The organism is Peribacillus sp. FSL E2-0159, from assembly GCF_038643155.1.
GTDB lineage: Bacteria > Bacillota > Bacilli > Bacillales > DSM-1321 > Peribacillus > Peribacillus simplex.
Genome location: NZ_CP152053.1, coordinates 5,541,201 through 5,560,453 on the forward strand (window position 1 = coordinate 5,541,201; position 19,253 = coordinate 5,560,453).

Consider the following 19,253-nt stretch of genomic DNA (forward strand, 5'->3'; position numbering starts at 1 on the left):
TATTATTCAAGAAATTTTTTCATACACATCATAGAACGTGATTTTTGATTCAAAGGTGGTTAATCAATTGAAATTTATAGAAAAACAATCGTTACCCATTCTATTTCTGTGCCTGCTCGTCCCATTGGCAGTGCCTCACCCTATCGCCGGTTACATGGCAACGGCGTTGATGCTCGCTTTTATCGGTATAAATAAAAAAAACCTGTTATTAATTCTATTCATTTATTTCCCTGCCCGTCCCTTATTGACGGAACTGAATAGCGGCTTAACCTATACAGGTGACCTGATCATCCTCACCTTATTCATTTCTTTGCTTATTGAAAGATTAAAAAAGGACGAATGGCAATTTTCGAAATATCATTTTACTGCGCCCTTTTGGTTGTTTTGTTTAATTGGTGCCGGGGCTGCATTCATAAACGGAGTAGGAACCCTCCCCATCCTATTTGAACTCCGTGCATTACTTATTACATTCTTGCTTCTTTACATTATCGGTGAATTAAATCTAGAAAGAAAGGATATCTTTCGCTTTTTGAAGGTAATCCTAATATTTACAATCTTACTTTGCCTGCATGGCATAGTGGAGAAAATCTTTTCACGTACGCTACTGCTTCCCCATGCATGGGAAATGTGGAATCTTTCTCCAACAAATCGGATGAGGATTTATGGAGCAGCTGCCAATCCCAATGTATTTGCCTTATTCTTAAGCATCCAGTTATTCCTTAGTTTCTTTCTATTTCAGTCGCTGAAAAAATATAAATGGTTCGTCTTTCTGGCAGCCATCCTGCTTTCCGGAACGTTACTGCTTACCTATTCACGGGGCACGATGATTGCATTCGGATTCGCTGCGCTTGTCTTTATGATATGGACTAGAAATAAACCATTTCTGAAATATACAGTAGGAGCATTTTGTCTCGGCCTGCTTCTTATTTATTACCCAGTTTTATTTGCATCAAGTAAAGTGGAGGTATCCGCATCGGTCCCGATGGAAAATGTGGTAATTGGCAGCACCCCCTCGTCTGAAAACGAAAATGCCCTCTCCAATCGTTTTTCAGAAATGTTCTCTGATAAGACTCTGCACCAGAGTACAGAATGGGGCCGGTTATATGTCCTAATCAAGGGAATTGAAATTTTTAAAGATCACCCAATAATCGGTACAGGGCTAGCGACCTTCGGAGATTCAGCCACACTTTCCTTTCCCTCACCAATTTATCAGGAATACCAAATTGGTGAAAGGATGTATACCGATAATCAATATATCCAGATTCTGGTCCAAACTGGTGCACTGGGCTTTCTTGCGGTTCTTGCATTCATCTTTTTTTCCTGCCGTAAAATCCTTAAATCGGGAAATGGCACTTTGGCAGCGTTCACCATCTGCCTGATGTTGGCCGCATTATTAGCAGGACTTTTCTACAATATTCTCGAAGATAAAACGTTTACGCTGATATTTTATAGTTGTTTGGGACTCTGTTTACAGAAGGACATCATTTTAAAGGATTGAAAATATGCCTACTCTTTCACATGTCATTAAATCGGTCGGGCTCGTCACTATTATTGCGGCCATTGGAAAAGTCCTCGGATTCGGGCGGGAATCGATCATAGCCGCCTATTTCGGGGCATCATCAATGGCAGATGTTTTTTTCGTGGCAAGCCTCATACCAACCATTCTTTTTACGGCTCTCGGCAGCGGTCTTCAGGCCGGCGTTATTCCTATTTACTTGGAAAAGAAGGCCGATAACCCATTGAAAGCTGATGAATTCATCAGTGTTTTAGGTTCATTTTTTATGTTGGTAGCCGGAGTCATGACCATTGCCTGCATGATTTTCATAAAGCCGCTTGTCATGTTGACAGCCCCGGGTTTCTCTGAGTCAGAGCTTGCCCTGACAGAGTCACTGACCCGGATCATGCTGCCAAGTTTACTATTTTTCACGCTTTCTTACATGGCGACGGGAGTCCTGAATGCGAATAAGCGTTTTATTCTGCCGGCACTCACTTCAACTGCACAAAACACAGTCATTATAGCAGCTACCGTATTGTTCGCTGCTCCGTTTGGGATTGAAGGGTTGGCTTGGGGGTTTGTGTTCGGTGCAGCAAGCCAGTTCCTTATCCAATACCCATCATTGAAGAAATACGGAATCCGGCCCATCGTCTCTTTCCTGCCTCATAAAAGGCAGATCGTGCAAACACTGTTCACCTTTTATCCAATCATTATCGCTGCTTTGGCAATCCAGTTGAATAGTGTCGTCGATCGGATTATTGCGACCTCGCTCGAAACCGGAAGCGTATCGGCCTTGAACTATGCGAATCGCCTGCTGTGGCTGCCATTAAGCATTGTCCTCACTCCGCTGATTACCGTATTGTACCCTTCAATCGTCGAGCGGGCGCTTATAGGCTATCAATCTTTCCTTAATTTGACCTTAAAGGGGTTGAAATCGCTATTATTTTTAGCGATTCCGTTCATGGTCGTCATGTTAATCAGCGGAAACAGCTTAATCACTCTGGCTTTCCAGCGCGGGGCTTTCGATGCTTCAGCAACCGAAATGACTTATAGAGCATTCATTTTTTATTCAGCTTGCCTCCCGTTCTTTGCACTGAGGGATTATCTGATGAACGCCTTCTACGCCTTGAAGAAAACGAAAGTGGCCATGTATTCCTGCCTGATTGCCGTATTGCTTAACGTCCTGCTTAGCTGGGTCCTATCACGTTATCTCGGCGTCGGTGGAATTGCTTTAGCATCGGGCATTTCCATGCTCCTGCAATCTCTCTACCTTTTCGGCTACCTATGGCTAAAGACAGAAAGAACGGACAAGACCGCTTTCAGGGATGTTTTTCAGGAAAGCAGCAAGCTTGCCATCATCGGAACCATCATTTACGGAATTGCTTTCTGGATTCATCCGCTTACACTGACATTGCCCATCGTCATGGAATTAGTGATCATCTCGCTGCTTGTATTCGGATTATATCTCGCATTATCCATTCTTTTTAAAGTAAGCAGCCTGCAAGCGATGAAAAGGATCAGATCATCAAAGTAATACATTAGAAGAAGGAGTGCCATTATGGAAATTTTAATCACTACGATTTTCCACTACCCTCATGAAGGAGGGCTATCGAGCCATATCACTACGTTAAAAAAGGGTTTAATGTCGCGGGGCCATAATGTTGACATATTATCTTTCTCTCAATTACCACCATTCAAGAGGAAGATGCTCGCCCAGGCTCCAGGATTTTTATTAAATAAAGTAAAACAGGGGAGCGGCCAGCTTTTCAATGACCGACAACGCCAAAAATTATTGGCTTCATCTATTAAAGCCTTGAGAAAGAAATATGATGTCATTAATGCTCAAGACATTTTTGCAACGCTTGCCTCCATCGAATCCGGGATACCAACGGTACAAACCGTTCATGGGTATTATTCATTCGAGGCAGTCAGCAGGGGCGCACTTCTTCCGGATAGTGAAGAAGATTTGATCATTCGCGAGCTAGAAAGAAAAGCTTATCAGTCTGCTGCAAAAGTCGTGACGGTCGATCAAAGGATCAAAGACTATATAAATCATTTGGCACATATCGAGGCGGATACGATCAAGAACTTCATTGACGTGTCTGCTTTCAAACCGGAAATGGCAAAGCGGGAGCAAACTCGCCGGGACTTTCAAATACCCATACATAAAAAGATGCTTTTCGTTCCGAGAAGAATGACGGAAAAGAACGGTGTCATCTACCCGCTCCTTGCTCTGCCGGAGGTGCTGCAAAACCATCCTGAAACGGTATTGGTCTATGCAGGTACAGGAGAACAGCGAAGCCGGCTTGAGGACACCGCAGCCAGTCTCAAAATATCCGATTCCGTGCTTTTCCTTGGTTCAGTGCCGTTCGAGAAAATGCATAACCTCTATGAAGCATCTGACATCGTACTCATCCCAAGCGTTCATTCCCACGGGGTGGAAGAAGCTACTTCTATTTCTGCATTAGAAGCGATGAGTTGCCGCTCACCCGTCATTGCAAGCGCGATTGGAGGTTTAAAGGAGATTCTCATTGATGGTGAAGATGGTCTGTTAGTAGAGGAAAAAAATAAAGAAGCACTTGCACAAGCCATCACCATTCTGCTTAAAGACACTAAATATGCAACAAAGTTAGCTGCGAAAGCAAGATATAAAATGGAAAGCGAATACTCTCATCTTACTGCTGCCGAGCGGTTTGAGAAAGCTTATGATGAAGTGCTTAACTAAAAAAAAGCAGACCCGAAGCCCGGGTCTGCTTTTCACTATCATACCAGTGCTGAACTACGTCTTTTCATTTGTTCCTCACGGTATTTTTTCTGTTCTTGTTTAGACATGGCGTTATATTCTTTTAAGAATGCTTCATATTGCGGCATTACTTCGTTCATGGCGCCGTATGCCTTTAACTCTCCATATTCAAGCCATAAAGCCTTTTGGCAAAACTTCTTCATCTGACCGATTGAATGGCTGACAAAGAACATCGTTTTGCCCTTCGCCTTAAATTCGTTCATCTTCTCTAAACATTTTTCAGCAAAGTTTTTATCCCCGACAGATAAGGCTTCATCAATAATCAGGATATCTGGATCGATATGCACGGAAATGGAAAAACCAAGCCTGGATTTCATGCCGCTTGAGTAGGATTTCACCGGTTGGTCAATGAACTTACCAAGTTCTGAAAACTCAATGATCTCAGGCTCAAGTTCTTTGATCCGATTTTTATCGAATCCAAGCATCAGCATTTTCAGCTCGATGTTTTCTCTGCCCGTCAACTGATTATTCAGACCCGATGAAACGGCAATCAAAGCCGTTTTCCCGTTAGTTTGGACATTTCCATCCGTAGGCGGGATAATGCCTGCAATAATATTGGACAATGTGGATTTACCTGATCCGTTGACCCCTACAAATCCTATTACATCGCCCTTTTCTGCTTCAAAACTTACATTCCTCAGAGCAAAGTACTCTTCCCCATAGCTTTTGGGCAAAAGGAGATCCAATAATTTTTCCGAGTTTTTATTATATAATTTATACTTTTTCGTTATATCTTTGACTATTACCGATTTTTCCAACTTTTCTCACTTCCAGTTTACTTAAAGTCAACAAAGCGATCTCTAAACCTGACATGCAGCGAGGAACCTATCAAAAACAAGATGATAATGACTGCCCAGAAATAAAGGGTATATTCCCAATGCTCTATCAGATACCATGATTCCCCCAACAATGAAGCTCGATACCCATCCACGATATAATATAGTGGATTCAGCTTCATGATATTGACTATGATAGGGTGCTCCTTAGCATCCAATACCCAAAGGATTGGTGTTAAATAAAACAAAACTTTCATTAAGGACACGATTATATTGTGAACGTCACGAATAATGGTTGATAATGTTGAAGAGATTAAGCCAAATGAAAATAACAGCGCAACCGTCGCGGCAACATAATACGGCAGTTGTATGATATAAACTGTTGGGAGGTATCCAGTAAAACCTAACAGGATGATGATGACTCCCAGCAGCATGAGATGCTGATACAACTTAGCAAAGATGACATACGAAGGAATGACACTCATCGGAAAGCTCATCTTGGATACCATATTCAGTCGGGAATAGACGGATTTGGACGTTTGGGTTATTGAAGGATTCACAAAAAACCAGACAACGATCCCTGCCATCAGCCATGGAAGGAAATTTTCACCGCGATTTAAAATTATAAATCCGAATACAAACCAATAAATCGCAATCTGTATCATCGGATTGATGATTTCCCATAGGATTCCCAGGTAGTTATTGCTGTTGGCACTTTTCATCTCATAAACAGATAAACGCCTTACCAAATAAAAATTATTGATTTGTTCTTTTAAAACGGTCAAAGCTGAACTCATAAATTACACAGACCTTCCTAAAAACACTTTTTCTACGACACGGCGTGAAGCCTGGCCATCCTCGAGTGCACAAAACCGCTCGTGAAAATGATTGATATCATTGGTATTTTCATATTTCATCGTCTTGATACTATCAATGACCGCATCAGATGTTTTTACTAACAAACCAGGTGCATTCTTTTCAAAATCAAAGTAAAATCCGCGAAGCTTGTCCCTGTAATTTTCAATATCATATACATAGAAAAGCATCGGACGCTGTAAATTTGCGTAATCAAAGAATACGGATGAATAATCAGTTATTAATAAATCCGAAATAAGATACAAATGACTAATATCTTCGTAACTGGATAAATCATAGGCGAATCCTTGATACGCCGATAAATCCAAGTTCTCAGAAACCAAATAATGAAGACGGAGCAAAATGACATACTCCTCCCCCAATTCCTGTTTCATTCGATCCAGATCCAGTTTTATTTCAAACTTATATTTTCCCTTGCTATAAAACTCATCGTCCCTCCAAGTTGGGGCATATAAAACGATCTTTTTCTCTATTGGTATACCCAACTTCTGTTTCAATGAGTCGATTGTATCACGATTATTCCCATTGTAAAGTATATCATTGCGAGGATAACCGGTTTCCAGAATTTTAGAAGTATCGACATTGAAGGCACGGGCAAAAATTTCACTTGAATAAGCGTTCGGTGAAATTAAATAATCCCATTTACTTGATTCGGCATGGAAATTTTCTTTATATTTATCCGTCGTTGTTCCAGGCATATGAACTTCATCCATATCCGCCGCAAGTTTCTTTAATGGAGTCCCATGCCACGTTTGCAAATAGATCGTGTGCTTCGGCTTCGGAATCCAAAGCGGGAGCCTGCTGTTCGTTACCCAATAATGGGCTCTTGTCATTTTGAGCAGCCAACTAAATGAAAAACGATTGAGATATGGGATACCTGCCTCTTCGAAATGAGCTGTATATCTTTTATCTACGCTCCAATACATTTTATATTCAGGATGGTGACTCTGCAAGTATTCATAAATCGCCCGGGGATTGCAGCTATACTGCTTGCCCAAAAAGCTCTCAAAAATAACAAGCTTCCGGTCCACTGGCATTACTGTGCCCGCCAATGCAAAAGCCATTTTATATCCTCTTAAAAAAATTGCTTTAGCCTTATTTTTAACTAGCGATAGAAAGGAAGTCCTCTTTGAGGTTTGTATTTTTTCATTTGACATATCCGATCTCCCTTTTTATTGATTAATGATATTGGAACCATGCTAATAAATCGAATTAAAAATAAGCTCACCCAATAGAAGGGAGAGCTTATTTTTGGTGTACTTCTAACAGCTACTCCAAAGACTTTATTGCCAGTCCCAAATTATTTGCCACTGTTGTATAAAACTCCACATTTTTCTTATTATACGTCATTTTATTTTTCAGGATCCTTTTAATATTCACCAATTGATAATCATTGTAGCGAATGAACACCGTAAATAATGACTTTTCCATTTTATCAATTTCATCTAATGAAACAGTGAAATGGCCTCTGTTACCTTCTATTTGAACTCCGCAATTGATTTCATTGTCAATTCTTGTTCTATCACGTATCAATACAGTATCTATGTTGTTTATATCATCACCATAAATCTCAAACCTTTGGTGGTAGACATTATCCATAATATAAGAATCCAGTGCACGGGCAAGCATCGGTATCCTGACAACGCGATATTCATCCTCCAGAAAAGGAAGTTCATAATAAGGTAAACCATCTTTTATATGATATTTTTTATTGGAATCTTGCTTTAACCATTCAAACAACTTTACGAAATCATCAATACGATCCTCCATGAATAATTCAAGTGCTAATTTATAAATAGGTACTTTAAATTCATTCTTGAAGTCATATGACAAGTTTTTCGCAGTTTCGACAGCTTCACCTAATATTTCAATAAAATCTTCTTTATTCTTGGATTTCACAAAGGTTTGACTGTCGAACGTTTTTACAATATCGTACTCATAAATCCGGTTAAGAGCCACCCTTTTCAATTCAATTGCAATATCCTTGGATTGAATATACTTTATTATGTCAACATCCGCTTTTCTTTTGTCCAACACATTCGTAACACGTGTTAAAGAAGAGGAGTTTTCCGAAGTTCTATTGACATAATAAATAGGTTTTATAGTAGTTGATACTGCTCTAACTTTAAAGAAAACATCTGTAAAAAACCATTTATCTTCACCGAATTTCATATTTGGAAAACCAATTTCATTTTCTTTAACCATAGGCAGATTCATCATCCTGGCCGTTGGGCCCATATGATAAAAAAAGTGCGGAACATCCATTGGGGTGATGCTTCTTCTTTCTTTAATGGAAGCAAACTCACCGATAACACTCTCTGACTCAGATTCGACTTTTACCGTTTTGCCCACTACATAATCATCACCGGTTTCCTCCAGGATGTTATAGAGGCTTTCCAGTCCATCATGGGCAAGCCAGTCATCCGCGTCTAAAAAAGTTATATATTTGGATGTTCCCATTTCTATTCCAATGTTTCTGGGGGTCCCAGGTGACCCAGTAGTTTCTTGAAGGGTAACTGAACAGATATTTTTATATTTTGCTGTATACTCTTGAATGATTTTTTTGGTGCCATCAGTCGAACAATCATCAATGATGATATATTCAATCTGATCTATGCCCATAGTTTGATTTATTACTGATTCAATCGTTTTTCTGATGAATTTTTCAGCATTGTATGCAGCAGTGACTACAGTGACTTTTTTTCCTTTTCCTAAAAATTTATTTCTTAAGCTTACAGGATTATTTTTTATTGAAATATTACCGCTCTTTAAAAGTTCCCTCGCCTTTTGACGTACCATGAAATTCATACGATCCCTCTCCTTTACTAGAGGTAACATAGATGATTCGACTAGGCAGCCAGTTCACCAGTTACTTAAAGGCAACAATACCCTTTATTCAAGGAATCAATCATTAAAAAATTTATCCACGATTCTCTGTGTAGCTTTACCATCCTCTATTCCACAATACTTCTCTCTAAATAAACCATATCTCTCTTTGTATTGCATGTTTATTCCATCAATATTGGTAATAGTATCGATAATCTCCTCAGTTGTTTTTAAAAATGGACCTGGTGCTTCCTTTTCAAAATCCATATAGAATCCACGGATGTTATCTCTGTAATCTTCCAAATCATAAGTGTAGTACAAAATCGGCCGAGCAGTATTAGCAAAATCGAACATCACTGAAGAATAATCCGTAATCAATATATCAGAAATCAGGTAAAGTTCCTGAATATCTGAATAATTGGATACATTTATCACGAAATCCTCGAATTCGCTCGGGATGCTGAGATTATTACTTATAACAACATGCATCCTTAACAACAGGATATATTCATCCCCTAGTTCTTCCTTCATTCTTTCCAAATCAAATTTCAGCTCGAAAATAAATTTATTGTTTTTCGAAGTTTGATTATCCCGGAATGTAGGAGCATATAAGATGACTTTTTTTCCTTTTGGTATCTTCAGTTTTTCCATCACTGACTTGGCAATTATTGAAGCATCTTCCCTGTAAAACAAATCATTTCTTGGATATCCCGTTTCTAATATTTTTCCTTCATATTTGAAAGCACTTCTAAAGGCCTCGGATGCGTATGGACTTGGTGATATTAAATAATCCCAAGTTCTCGTTGCACCATGCACTCGATTTAAGTACCCCTCGTCTCTTCCTTGAATATTGTCTATATCAAACAGCATTTTTTTCAAAGGGGTACCATGCCAAGTCTGAATATATGTCGTTTCCTTCCTTTTGCTTAAATAGGTAGGGAAGTTTTGATTGTTTATCCAATAACCTGCTTTGGCTAAATAATAATAGTATTCCGGACTTAAGCGTTTTACCAGCTTCGTATTCTTTCCTTTAATCGGTAAATTACCATTATACACCCAAACTTTTTTATATTTATTATCCCTTTTGACCAGTTCTTCATAAATATACTTGGGGCTATCGGCGACTTGCTTCCCTATCCCACTTTCAAAAAGAATAAGGTTCCGGTCAACCGGGATAAGCCTGGACATAATTTTATAAACTTTTTTCATGACAGGGAAATACATTTCACTTTTCCTAAATCGATTCAAAATGAGTTTTGATATCGGATGGTTATATAATTTAATTAGTGAATTTTGATCTTTTTCTGCATTTTGAATCACTTCGAATATCCTTGAATTAGAATGGACATCGCGATATTTAATAAAACGGTTGGCCTTACCCATATACTTTTTCTTCATGACAAAATCAGTGTTGGCATATTCGGCTAATACATCTAACAATTCATCCAATTCATCAACTATTTCACCAGGAAGATCGTTATCCAAATCCAAATGTGACGGTCTTTTCCCTATGAAACGATCTCTATCAAATTGATAGTAAATAACCGGTTTATGCAGGAAACTAAAGTCAAAAGCTACACTTGAATAGTCCGTAATCATAATCGCACTTTCCTTAATTAATCTTTGGACATCCACTTCACCCTGACTAATCACCCGAACTGGAGAATCCTTAAAATAAGACGTGAATTTCTGCATATTAGGGTGTAGGCAAAAAATGATTTCAAACCCATTGTTTTTAGATAACTCATGTAAAACCGGGTGATTCACTAATTTCTGATACCTTTCAAAATACTCGCTTTCCAAAAATATTTCATCGGATGTAATCCAATCTCTCCATGTTGGAATGATCAATAATTGCCGCTTTGTTAAAACATCATCCTTAAACAGTGAGTCGAACCTAGAAAGCCCGGTTGTGAATACTTCCTTTTCGTTGTAGCCAAAATCAGTTACAATCATATCCTTTTCGAAGTCTGAACTTACTAGAAAAACATCCGTACTAAAACCGGAGACTGCATTTTTCCCGTAGTTTGCCACCATATTCTTAGTGCCCATAACACCATGTTGAAGAAATACCTTAACTCCTTTAACACGATTTTTAAATTCTGATGTTCTTAAAGGATATAAATAATCCGGATGATGTGATGAAATAATACGTGTCGATTCCATTGTCTTTTTAATATGATCCTTTGACTTGAAATAAAGTATATTTCCAAAGGGCTCGACGTTCTTGGCTTCCACGGAATTTTCTTCTATTACATAATACACTTCTTTTTCAGGGTGGTTTTCCCTCATATATTTAAAAAAGTGATATCCGGTATCCTGGGCTTTATAAGTTCTTTCACCAATTAGCCAGACATCCTTTTTCTTTTTAAATAAAGCCAGAAATCTCCTCCACCCCATCATCCTTTTTAAATATCGATAACTTTCTGTGGAAAAGTTAAACACTTCCAAAGATAAATTGGATGCTTTAAACGTATAATATGGATTAACGATAGCAACTCCATTATTCGAGCTGACATCGGTCTTTTTAGTAAATAATTTAGTTCTGGTGGTTGGTCTTCCAACGCGAACCATTTTCGGCTCTTCCTGATCATGTAAATGTAATTTCATGTAAATGTCATATACATCATCTTCCAAATCCGCACTGACTAATTGCTCTAAATCCAATTTCAAATCATATATATAACGATTCAGTCCATATTTCTTAATATTCATTTCCTTATTATGAATAAAAGATATATTCGCCTGATATTCTTTGTCACTTTGTCTTCCTTTTACTAGGCCCTCACCTTTTATGATCGTTGAATGCTTGGTGAAAATTTGACCATTAATTTGCATAGTTTTCGAATTGTTTTTGATTTTTTCAATTTGAGACTTAATCTGAACTTTAGGGCATTTATTGAAGTAAAGAGATAAATTCCCTTTATTCGTTATAGAGAATATACTCTGTTTATCTTCATAGTTGTAAATACTCAAATTGTTCATGTGCGTTTCCTGAAAGCGCCCTAGACGAATTGGATATTCGATATAAACCTGCTCGTTCACTTCTACATATTCAGCTTTATGTTCGATACTAAGTATTGTTTTTTTGCTCAGTTTTTCAACCGGAACGGCAACCTTTATATAACAGTCATAAACAGTCGGTTCATCTCGTTCTAATTTCCGCATTAAATCTTTCATATCTACATTAAAATCAAATTTAGATGAGCTTTCTGATTCAGCTATTTTTATTTTTTGATCTTCGTTTTCCCTAGAATATAGCCATAGTTCTTTTGCGCAATAATGTTCTATTGAAAATTCCCCTTTTATCAATAGATTATTTTCCTCTTGCACAATGGTCAGAACTTGTTTCAGCTTAATTTTAGGAGTTTTTTTTGCTTTCCCTTTTCCAAGAAGCTTTTTAATCATTTTAGACCACCTATAACAAATTATTTATTTAAATAAAAATGAATCAATCATTGTACTTTAAAATCATAAACTTTTTTCGGTTTTTCCTCAATATCATTAAACAGACAGGCTAAACGTCCATATATTCCCTATATTTCCTTCAATGTACTAAAAAAACAATATTAGTTATTTTGATGTCGAAAACGAACCATGCTAAACGAAAAAACATTCCGTACATATAGGACCTCCAAGGAAGTACTGACGTAAAAATCATATGCACGCCCTTCCATGTTGCCAGAATGGAATGGGAATAGCAAAAACATGTCTTTTAATTGCAAAGAAGTCTTCTTGTAATCAAAGTGAACGCTTTCAAAACAGGATATAGGATCCAAATCATCAAACCGCTTTTACTTGCACTTCATTAATTGGGCTATTAAATGTTAAGCATAGATTGATGGCCTATAAACCTCTGTCTTCATACGATCCTGCCATTTCACCTTCAAACAGGGATTTATGAAGCTCCTCTAGTTGTTCTCTCCTAAACGTGGTAAAATTGTGAATGGCTTATTCTGATTGCAGCAAAATGAAATATTTCTATAATATCTTTCATCAGCTTACTTAAAGTAATGTGATGAAAATTATTTTTTAAAACCATTCAGTATAAACCATACACTTCTATAGCCACTTTATTATGCCCTACAGAATAATACAAATTAGTCAACATTTAATTTTAACTTAAAAATTAAAATTTACAATAATCATCAATGTAAAAAAATGTGGTTTATTTGTAAAAAAATTGTGGTTTATTTGTAAAGCTATTAAGTTATAATTAATTAAGAGAAAGTCATTGCCTAAAAATATAAGAAAACAACAAGCAGAATTGAAATGCTAGTTGCCTGTTTGATTGTTCCATTTCATATTCTAATAGACCAAATATATATTAATTTGATTTAATTACAGTTTAAGAGTTTTAAAGGAGGAATAAAAATGAAGAAAGTAATCACTTACGGAACCTTTGATTTGCTTCATTGGGGTCATATCAATCTATTAAAACGCGCTAAAGATTTAGGGGATTATCTGATCGTTGCCATTTCCACGGATGAATTCAATGCTTTAAAGGATAAAAAAGCTTATCATAGCTTTGAAAACAGAAAAATGATCCTTGAATCAATTCGCTATGTGGATGAAGTTATACCTGAAGACAATTGGGAACAAAAGAAGGAAGACATCGTTCGTGAGGGTGTAGATATCTTTGTAATGGGTGATGACTGGAAAGGCCAATTCGATGAATTATCCGAAGTTTGTGAAGTGGTCTACCTTCCAAGAACAATCGGCATTTCGACTTCCCAAATTAAAGATGACCTTTTACAAGTTACTAATGGCTAAAGAATTCGCGATAGGGATTTATCTTTTTTGTTTCAAAGTTTTATTCTCTATCTTTAAACTTTTCCCTTTATATGACAAAACGACCTTTGTCACATCATTCGGGGACAATTGCCAATATATCGCAGATGAAATGGACAAGCAGGACATTTCGGTTCAAAAAGTATTTTTAATGAAATCAAGCAGTTCTATACAAGTTAAGGACGATGGGAAAACCATCGTCCTTCCGTTTGAATCAAAGAATATCATGGCTATGATCCGATCGATTTATCATCTGGCTACATCAAAATGGATTATCATCGATAATTATTTTGGCTTTCTTTCTGCTATTGCATTCAAAAAGGAAGTGACATGTGTCCAAGTGTGGCATGCGGCCGGTGCCGTTAAGCAATTCGGGGCAAAAGACCCTTCCATTCAAAGCCGTTCAGCAGGTGCAAGGAAAAGATTTTTAGATGTATATAATAAATTCGATTATGTTACGGCAGGTTCAGAGAAAATGGCCGAGATTTATCAAGAAAGTTTTCAACTACCGGCATCCCATATCCTAAGGACCGGGATACCTCGGACCGATTTCTTTTTTAATGATGAATCAAAAAGAACTGCCCGTAATGCTTTACTGGCCAAGTTTCCAGAACTTGAGCATAAGAAAATCATTTTATATGCCCCTACATTTCGTGATGCCGGCTTGAACAACGGAGAGATTGCACTTGATTTGGAATTGCTCTACAAGGAACTTCGGGGCGAAAATTATGCGTTATTACTAAAACTGCATCCCGCTGTAAAAGCAGAGCATGATATACAAGATAAATTCCCAGGGTTCATTTACCCTGTCAATAGTGAATTTCACGTTAATCAACTGCTGATCAGTACGGATCTTTTAATAACTGATTACTCTTCGATTCCATTTGAATTCTCTTTTTTGGGAAGACCTATGATATTCTTTGCATATGACTTAGATAAGTATGTGCAGGAACGGGGATTCTGGGAGGATTACTCTTCTTCCATGCCCGGACCCGTGGTATCTACCACAGAAGAGCTCTTAAAGGAAATCCGTACCGCCGATCATTCATTAATGAAGATCGCTTCCTTTAACCACAAATGGAATGAATACTCCACGGGAAATTCAAGCAGGAAATTAGTTGATTTCCTTTTTAAATAAAACCACCCACTTCGTAAAACGAAGTGGGTTTTCATTTTTTTCAATAACCCCTCAATGAAAATGCGCACCCCAAAAACAGGGACATTTTTACAGCGAATGACAAATGAAAACATGAAACTCCACAATGTGAAAAAAGTCTCACAATATAGAAAATATTGTAGATTATAATACTCAAACCCCACCAATATAAACCAGTAAAATACTACTATTTTCCCCTTGTAACAAAAATGTAATATATTTAAATCCATTTATTTTGTTAGAATAGGGAAAAAGACATATTAGAGGTGGAAAACCGTGAAAAAAAGTGTTGTCGCATTTTCGACATTAGCCATTTTATCTTCGACTTTTGTTTCTCCTGCCCTTGCCGGTACATATACAGTCAAAAGCGGTGATAACTTAAGTAAAATCGCCCAGAAGCATAATACGACGGTAAAAGACTTAAAACAGCTTAATAACTTAAAATCAGACTTTTTGAGAATCAATCAAAAATTAACTACACCCAACTCCAAAACAACATCAAATGCTTCTTCAGTTTCCGTGAAAAAAACAAAGAAAACCACATATACCATTGTTTCAGGTGATACCTTAACCAGGATAGCAAACAAGCATAACCTTACACTTGCTGAATTGATGAAAATGAATAACTTAAAATCCGATAGAATTTATGCAGGCGCCAAACTTATCGTATCCAAATCTACCACCACCACTACCATTGATTTACCCGGCAGCTCCAAACCATCCAATGTTACACAGACCCCAGCCAATTCGTCTACATACATTGTGGTAAAAGGTGATACTCTTTCCAAGATTTCCAGAAAAACCAACTTAACTGTAGCCCAGCTTAAATCAACCAACTCGTTAACGTCCGATTTAATCAGAGTGGGTCAAAAACTAAAATTAAGTAAATCGGCAAGCACTGCCCCTGCAGATACAAACGATGATGGAAAAGTGGAAGCCCCAAGTTCGGGGAATAAATTGGCCAAGCTCGTTTCCGAAGCAAAGAAATTAATTGGTACACCTTATTCGTGGGCCGGTGCCTCCCCATCAGGTTTCGATTGCAGCGGATTTATTTACTATACGTTCAAGAAGGCTGGGTATGAAGTGCCGAGGCTTTCATCTTCCACATATTATGATATGGGTAAAAAAGTTACTTCACCGAAAAGCGGCGATCTCATCTTCTTTGCGACAGGTTCCAATAAAGCAGTGGTAAGCCATATGGGAATCTACTTGGGCGGCGGGGAATTCATTCATGCCTCATCAAGTAAGGGAGTAACAATCAGTACTACTTCAAACTCTTATTTCAAAAGTAAAATCATCGGTTATAGAAGTTTATAAGATTTACTTGCCAGACTTTCTCTTAAAGTCTGGCAATTTCATGTAAAAGAATCATAGTTTTTTAGCCATGGTTATACAATTAAGGAAAAATTCGAATGATGTGCCAACGAAGGAATTCGGTTTCTGAGAATCCTTCGTTTTTTTTTTGAATGAAAAAAGGAAAATATGCACTCTATCTACAAAAAGAAACTATTCTATTTTTGACAAAAAAAAGGTATAGTTAAAAATACCGACTAGGTACTTTTTCACACCTTCCATTTTGTGGGATGGTTAAGGGAGGAATATTAAATGAGATCCGAACATAAAAAAAAGAAAAAGAAACGCAAAGCGTTTAAAATAATAGGCTTCACCCTTCTTATCCTTTTCATTGGCGCAGGTGTTTATGGCGCTTCAGTTTATAAATCATTAGCAGGTGCGGTTCATACTATGCAGGGTACAGCGCATAAAACCGATAAGCGTGTAGAGGACATCAAGTTCAAAAGCAAAGATCCATTTTCATTACTAATTCTTGGTGTGGATGAAAGAGAAAATGACTCAGGTCGATCAGATACGATGATTGTCATGACGGTTAATCCTAAAAAAGAATCGATTGAGTTATTGAGTTTACCGAGAGATACGCGTACAGAGATCATCGGTAAAGGTATAAATGATAAAATGAACCATGCCTATGCATATGGCGGAGTTGCCATGTCGATAAATACAGTGGAAGCGTATTTGGATATTCCAATTGATTATTACGTCAAAATGAATATGGAAGGCTTTCAGGATATTGTGAACGCAGTTGGCGGTGTCACAGTCGATAATGACATGGACCTTGCCTATAAAGGATATACCTTCAACAAAGGCACGATCGACTTAAATGGTAAAGAGGCCTTGATTTATTCCCGAATCCGTAAAGAAGATCCCCGCGGGGATTATGGACGGCAAATGCGGCAGCGTCAGGTTATCCAAGCTGTCATGAAAAAAGGGTCAAGCCTATCAACACTTACCAATTATGACGATATATTCGAAGCTCTAGGTAAAAACGTGGAAACCAATTTAAGTTTCAATGAAATGTTGAGTATCCAAAATAACTACAAATCATCCCTCAAAAATATTGAACAATATACACTTGAAGGTGACAATCAACGGGTAAATGGCGTTTGGTACAACATCGTTCCAGAAGATAAAAAGCTTGAAGCCCAAAACCGTGTGAAAGCACATCTGGGATTATAATGGACGGAGGATGGCTTTTAACAGTCATCCTCTTTTTTTACCTTATTCTCAATCCTTCATTTGTTTAAAGTAATCAGAACGTATCACTTGATCACTCAGATCAATCTCCTTTTGGTCTGCTGGTGAAAATCCATCGACCTTGCCTTCCCCATTTATTTTCATTTGAGAACCATAATCCCCTTTTAATATCAAAGCATCGCCCTCTTCGCCATTCAGCATGCTCTCTCCAAAGTATGAAGAACTCTTAATATTGAACAGATCATATAGAGTTGGTAGAATATCGATTTGTCCCGCTACTTTATCAATCGTTCTTCCTTTCATATCCTCCTGATAAATGATCACGGGAATGGGCATATATTTTTCAATCCACTCTTCATCGCTAATTTTACTGCCATAATACGATTCAACCTCGTGTTTATCTTTTAAAAATAGCCCATCATGATCTCCATAAATGACAATCACGCTGTCTTTCAATTTCCCGTCATCCTTCAACTTCTTTACAATATCCCCGATGGCTGAATCTGTATAATGAATTGCTTCAAAATATTTAGTCAGGTAACTGTTCTCTTTTCCAACTTCAGGCTTCAATGTTATCTGTTCCTTCGGTAATGAAAAAGGTACATGGCTCGTCAAAGTAACAAAAAAAGCGTAATAGGGATTTGGTTTATCTTTTAAGAAATCATAGCTTTGATTGAAGAAACTGCGGTCTCCCAAGCCCATCGAAATCATCTCATCTTGCTGCATATCCTCTATGGAAAGATAATCATCAAACCCTAGCGAGGGATAGGCATGCTGCCTATTCCAAAAGTCTTCTTCATCTCCGTGGAAAGCAAAGCTTTGATAATCCCACTTCTTTAATTCCTTAGCAAGACCAGGAAAATCATTATAAGGGAATCGAAAAAAGGTCGCGCCCTGCTTTAAAGGAAATAGCCCGGTATTCACGATAAGCTCTCCGTCAGATGAATTTCCAAATACCGTCTGTGGATATACATGGGGGAAGTACAAACCCCCTTTCGCCAGTTCATTCATGAATGGGGTGACTTCCTGCCCGGCACTGCTTTGAAATAGCGGAAACGCCTGTAAAGATTCCACCTGGATGATAATGAGATTCTTCCCTTCCAACGAGCCTGAATGGGCATTTTCCTTTCTTTTCTTTTTATTGAAGTAATCAGAAACGGCCTTCTTTTCTTCCGAAGACATTCCATGCCTTCCCGAGTCAGTAAAGTAGGCATACGTATCCAATGCATGATGACCGATCGGGCCCCAATTTCGCAAGAAGGTATTCGCCTCATAACGCCGGGTTATATCTACTTTGTCGATAAAGATATTTTTGACCGGCTTTAATCCTGCTATCATCAGGAATATTACGGCCGGCACAAGTGCCATATGCTTGAGGGGGTATTTTTTCTTCACAAATGACTCAGCAATTGGAATGCCTACCAGCAGAAAGATTGCATCCTTCATTTCCATCATACTGAATATACTTTCACCAAGCCCATTCAGATTGCTTTTTTGCATCCACATATAGGAAGTTATAGGTGTCGAATAATAGCGATAAAACCAGATGTCCCCAAGGAAAAAGACCATGATCGAAAGAAGGAAAACTGAAAAAATGATGCCCTTTACGGTCTGATTCGGTATTATTTCCTTCAGATAAACAATAAAACCGGCAACACCGATGATTATCGTAATTATCCCAATAGAAAGATCGTTACCCATCCTATCATTCGTATAAATGAAAAGTATGGCCACGATTGAAAATGACAATATCTCAAATAGCCTCTCCTTCAATCGTTGATTCAGGTTATTCTTCATGCTCCTGCCACTTTCCTCTTCATTATTTCCAAGCCTTGGTTAAGCCTGATTGCGGAAGATTACTTATAAATATTACTTAGCGTTGCCATTTATGAGAAATTGCACACAGAAAACAGTATAAATATTTGGCTCTAATGACTTCCATAATAAACAAATAGCCTTCATCACTAAAAGGATGAGGGC

Annotated in this window: 12 protein-coding genes and 1 pseudogene; 7 read left to right on the forward strand and 6 right to left on the reverse strand. The window is 37.8% G+C overall.

The window, feature by feature from the left end; all coding sequences use genetic code 11:
• Window positions 1–67 precede the first annotated feature (67 nt).
• The 3 genes from NYE63_RS27170 to NYE63_RS27180 are packed head-to-tail and all read left to right on the forward strand — an operon-like array spanning window position 68 to window position 4,220.
• Window positions 68–1,498: an O-antigen ligase family protein gene (locus tag NYE63_RS27170; protein ID WP_342603496.1), complete on the forward strand. Its 1,431-nt coding sequence runs from the start codon at window positions 68–70 to the stop codon at window positions 1,496–1,498.
• 4 nt (window positions 1,499–1,502) lie between these two features.
• Entirely contained in the window at window positions 1,503–3,029 is a 1,527-nt protein-coding gene (gene murJ / locus NYE63_RS27175) for a murein biosynthesis integral membrane protein MurJ (protein ID WP_342603497.1), read from the forward strand.
• Between the two features lie 24 nt (window positions 3,030–3,053).
• The gene (locus NYE63_RS27180; RefSeq protein WP_342603498.1) at window positions 3,054–4,220 is read left to right on the forward strand and encodes a glycosyltransferase family 4 protein; all 1,167 of its coding nucleotides are present in this window, start codon (window positions 3,054–3,056) and stop codon (window positions 4,218–4,220) included.
• A gap of 38 nt (window positions 4,221–4,258) precedes the next feature.
• Here NYE63_RS27180 and tagH read toward each other — a convergent pair whose 3' ends face one another.
• The 5 genes and pseudogenes from tagH to NYE63_RS27205 all read right to left on the reverse strand — a co-directional run bounded on the left by tagH (window position 4,259) and on the right by NYE63_RS27205 (window position 12,184).
• Window positions 4,259–5,056 carry a teichoic acids export ABC transporter ATP-binding subunit TagH gene (gene tagH, locus NYE63_RS27185; protein ID WP_063235696.1) on the reverse strand — a complete coding sequence of 266 codons (798 nt, stop codon included), beginning with the start codon at window positions 5,054–5,056 and terminating at the stop codon, window positions 4,259–4,261.
• A gap of 17 nt (window positions 5,057–5,073) precedes the next feature.
• Window positions 5,074–5,871 carry an ABC transporter permease gene (locus NYE63_RS27190; protein ID WP_342603499.1) on the reverse strand — a complete coding sequence of 266 codons (798 nt, stop codon included), beginning with the start codon at window positions 5,869–5,871 and terminating at the stop codon, window positions 5,074–5,076.
• Window positions 5,872–5,874: 3 nt separating this feature from the next.
• Window positions 5,875–7,065: pseudogene (locus tag NYE63_RS27195) on the reverse strand (CDP-glycerol glycerophosphotransferase family protein); the annotation flags it as partial.
• A 154-nt stretch (window positions 7,066–7,219) separates the two neighbouring features.
• Window positions 7,220–8,758 (reverse strand): glycosyltransferase family 2 protein, encoded by a 1,539-nt coding sequence (locus NYE63_RS27200; protein WP_342603500.1) that lies wholly within the window; start codon window positions 8,756–8,758, stop codon window positions 7,220–7,222.
• A gap of 96 nt (window positions 8,759–8,854) precedes the next feature.
• Window positions 8,855–12,184, reverse strand: a complete 3,330-nt coding sequence (locus NYE63_RS27205) for a CDP-glycerol glycerophosphotransferase family protein (RefSeq protein ID WP_342603501.1) — start codon at window positions 12,182–12,184, stop codon at window positions 8,855–8,857.
• 966 nt (window positions 12,185–13,150) lie between these two features.
• Between NYE63_RS27205 and tagD the strand changes: the two genes are divergently transcribed.
• The 4 genes from tagD (at window position 13,151) to NYE63_RS27225 (ending at window position 17,255) form a co-directional block, all read left to right on the forward strand.
• Window positions 13,151–13,549 carry a glycerol-3-phosphate cytidylyltransferase gene (gene tagD / locus NYE63_RS27210; protein WP_034315711.1) on the forward strand — a complete coding sequence of 133 codons (399 nt, stop codon included), beginning with the start codon at window positions 13,151–13,153 and terminating at the stop codon, window positions 13,547–13,549.
• Window positions 13,542–14,705: a CDP-glycerol glycerophosphotransferase family protein gene (locus NYE63_RS27215; RefSeq protein ID WP_342603502.1), complete on the forward strand. Its 1,164-nt coding sequence runs from the start codon at window positions 13,542–13,544 to the stop codon at window positions 14,703–14,705. Before tagD ends, NYE63_RS27215 begins: the two co-directional genes overlap by 8 nt.
• Window positions 14,706–14,999: 294 nt before the next feature.
• Window positions 15,000–16,040 carry a LysM peptidoglycan-binding domain-containing protein gene (locus NYE63_RS27220; RefSeq protein ID WP_342603503.1) on the forward strand — a complete coding sequence of 347 codons (1,041 nt, stop codon included), beginning with the start codon at window positions 15,000–15,002 and terminating at the stop codon, window positions 16,038–16,040.
• Between the two features lie 288 nt (window positions 16,041–16,328).
• Window positions 16,329–17,255: an LCP family protein gene (locus NYE63_RS27225; protein ID WP_342603504.1), complete on the forward strand. Its 927-nt coding sequence runs from the start codon at window positions 16,329–16,331 to the stop codon at window positions 17,253–17,255.
• Window positions 17,256–17,303: 48 nt separating this feature from the next.
• Here the strand turns inward: NYE63_RS27225 and NYE63_RS27230 are convergent, their stop codons facing one another.
• On the reverse strand, window positions 17,304–19,070 hold the full coding sequence (locus NYE63_RS27230; RefSeq protein WP_342603505.1) for an LTA synthase family protein: 1,767 nt from the start codon (window positions 19,068–19,070) through the stop codon (window positions 17,304–17,306).
• Window positions 19,071–19,253: the final 183 nt, after the last annotated feature.